Source organism: Staphylococcus massiliensis CCUG 55927 (assembly GCF_000298075.1).
Taxonomy (GTDB): domain Bacteria; phylum Bacillota; class Bacilli; order Staphylococcales; family Staphylococcaceae; genus Staphylococcus; species Staphylococcus massiliensis.
The window spans coordinates 1,588,651-1,591,526 of the sequence record NZ_JH815593.1; the positions used below are offsets into that span (position 1 = coordinate 1,588,651).

The window sequence follows — 2,876 nt, forward strand, 5'->3', positions numbered from 1 at the left end:
TAATGCATATCTTAGATAGTAGCCAACGGCTACAGTGATAACATCCTTGTTAAATTGTTTATATCTGAAATAGTTCATACAGAAGACTCCTTTTTGTTAAAATTATACTATAAATTCAACTTTGCAACAGAACCGTTTAGAACATGGTGCTGTAAATGATAACATGGCTATAGCTTTAATTATTGCATTTATTGCTGTTTTTCTATTACTTATTACTTTGTTGATATTATTAGTAAAATTATTTATTTTCAACAAAAAATATGTCGAAGAGAAAATAAATTAAAGCTAATTATATTAATTCTTGGTAATAGACTATATAGAACAAATATTAATAATTAGGTGATAAATATGAAAAATAATTACAAAGATAAAGAAGTGGCTTTAAAAATTATTCATAATGACAAAATACAGGAACATATGGATGAAGTAAGAAAAGAATATTTTAATATCTTTAAATCAGGATATAAATGTAAAAAAGTTTACGAGAAATTTAATTTAAAAGAGAGATACACTAAGAATCAGTATAAAATGTTAAAAGAATTATCAAAACCATATAATTGGGATGTTAAGTATAATATTTTATCAAAACGTATTGAGCTAAGAATACCATTATTTACTTAAATAGCAGAAGGTTTGAATGAGATTATTTCAAACCCTTATTAACCATTTAAGAAGAAATTAGAATTGTATCGAACTAATTATCAAGAAGATTTAGCACATGTTACGAATGAAAGTTTAAAAATTATATCTTTCACGTAAATAATCTAAACACTTATCAAGTTCTGTTCTTTTCGTTTTACGACCACTTGCTTTCTCGCTAAAGATACGCCCACAGCCATATTCCTTAAGTGTATCAATCTATCCATCAAGACTTTGATTTTGTGTTGATACACGTGCATAACCAATTTTAGCCATTTGAATATAACCTCTTTTAATCGTTTTATGGGTGCTTATTAATGAAATCTAATTCTCGATGCAAATAAATACGTCTGGCAGCGTCTAAAAACTCATGTTTTTTGATATTTATGATACATTGATTATAACACAAGTTTAGAAACTGAAATATGTAAGAAAAACCTCTAACTTTTATAGTAAGAGGTTTTGTGTCAAAAACGAACAATTTGTGAAAATAGTCTTTGAACAAGCCTGAAATTACCATTGGTAATCTTTATAACTGTATTAATTGCTTCATAATCCTCAAAATCTTCGTAACTTACTGGAAGAGATAGTTCTTGCCATTTATATTCCAAAATATGTTTTAATTCGTCATTTGTTAATTTATCGAATTGATGACTGAAGCCTATACGAGAATATAGTTGGGGGTATCTTGATAAACGTTTTTCAATACCAGGCATGCCTATTAAAATCATACCTATATCAAGTTGATCATAAATATCTCGTATTATTTCTAGTGTTTTATAATTTAATCGATCGATTTCATCTATAATAATCAAATCAATTTCATAATTGTTGTTTTGCAATCTAACTAATTCTTTAAGACCATCAAATTCTTCTTGTGTTTTCAAAGTGCGATATCCAATTTTTCCTAATGTTAATTGTGTAGCAAGGTTCAATAAGTCTTTGTGTATTTTTGAAGGGCGCACTGGAGGTGCTGTGTAAAATACTGTTTTACAACTTAAAAATTTGTCGTCATCTACATTTTTTCCTTGGTCATTTGCGCCAAGATATTCTGTAATAATCGGATTTACATAATCCCAATTAGCATAGTATTGCGCAGAAAAAGTTTTGCCTACCCCTGGATTCCCATAGCATACACCCATATATTTATACTTTGCACAATTATCACAAAATTCTTCAAAACGACGGTACTGTTTAGTTTCAACAAAAGTTTGATCAGTCATATTTATACCTCTTTAGTTTTGACTTCTTTTTTGTATAACTCTTGCTGTTTTGTTTACTCAGTTTTTCATTTTGTATATTTTTAACTACTTGTTTTGTGTTGACTATCGACTTACCTAAGGTTCTTTTATTATTTATGCGAGCTCGTTCAATTTCCTTAATACCTACACTTTGATTTTCCAATTCATTACAATAAGCAATGCATAAGAATTGGTTATTTAAATAGACTCTTACTTCTGAAATGTCATTTGGATCGTAGCGTATGAATACATCTTCGGTAATGTAAGCAATTAAAGTAGTTGAAAAATACCGTAGTCCCTTAAAATATATACCTTCTCTTCGAATTTTTCGTGGTTTACTTGTTGTTAACAACAATAAATCTAAACTTTCACGTGAAGTGGGCAAATTGGGTAAAAAGTTCGGTTGGTTCCATTTTTTTATAGGTGGCTCGTTTGTAGTTCCATGAGGGCGATAGTGATAATTGTTTAATAAAAATTCTTCGAATCTCTCATTTAATTCTTCTAAAGTTAGGTGTTTTCTAGTTTTTTTGTTTTTAGTATATCCAGGCAAAACCTCTAAAAACATCAAATTAACTGTTTGAAAAAAACGTTCTATTTTTCCACGGCCTTTTGGTATACCTACTTTAGAAAAAATAAGTTCCATTTTTAAATTCGCTGAAACTTGTTGCATATGCTCTGAAGTATAGTCTTTGCCATGATCAGTATAAAATTTTTCGGGGATTCCACAAACTGGCCAATTTGAATCACCTTTTTTCCAAATTGCTTCTCTAAGTACTAATGCTGTTCTAATAGTATCAGGCGCTCCGAATTCTATTCTATAACCTGCAATTGCTCTGCTGAAATCATCTAAGACAACAGTTAGCCAAGGTCTTTCAAGTTTGTTTTTTTCGTTTAAAACCTCTATATCTAACATAGTATGATCTGCTTGCCAAATTTCATTAGGATGGTTACATTCTCTAAGATAGATAGCATCATACTTTTCAGCATATTTTTTAC

Annotated in this window: 3 protein-coding genes and 2 pseudogenes; 1 reads left to right on the forward strand and 4 read right to left on the reverse strand. The window is 29.2% G+C overall.

What is annotated here, in order from left to right; genetic code table 11:
- Positions 1 to 78: pseudogene (locus A33S_RS12260) on the reverse strand (IS6 family transposase); the annotation flags it as partial.
- Between the two features lie 270 nt (positions 79 to 348).
- On the opposite strand from A33S_RS12260, the gene A33S_RS0107820 reads away from it, so the two are divergent.
- The gene (locus A33S_RS0107820) at positions 349 to 621 is read left to right on the forward strand and encodes a hypothetical protein (RefSeq protein WP_002508608.1); all 273 of its coding nucleotides are present in this window, start codon (positions 349 to 351) and stop codon (positions 619 to 621) included.
- A gap of 129 nt (positions 622 to 750) precedes the next feature.
- Here A33S_RS0107820 and A33S_RS12045 read toward each other — a convergent pair.
- The 3 genes and pseudogenes from A33S_RS12045 to A33S_RS11770 all read right to left on the reverse strand — a co-directional run.
- A pseudogene (locus A33S_RS12045) lies at positions 751 to 915 on the reverse strand (recombinase family protein); the annotation flags it as partial.
- Between the two features lie 191 nt (positions 916 to 1,106).
- On the reverse strand, positions 1,107 to 1,862 hold the full coding sequence (locus A33S_RS0107825; RefSeq protein WP_017176711.1) for an AAA family ATPase: 756 nt from the start codon (positions 1,860 to 1,862) through the stop codon (positions 1,107 to 1,109).
- Positions 1,855 to 2,876: IS481 family transposase (locus A33S_RS11770; RefSeq protein WP_017176712.1), on the reverse strand; the 1,022-nt coding region annotated here is incomplete at its 5' end. The genes A33S_RS11770 and A33S_RS0107825, both read right to left, overlap by 8 nt.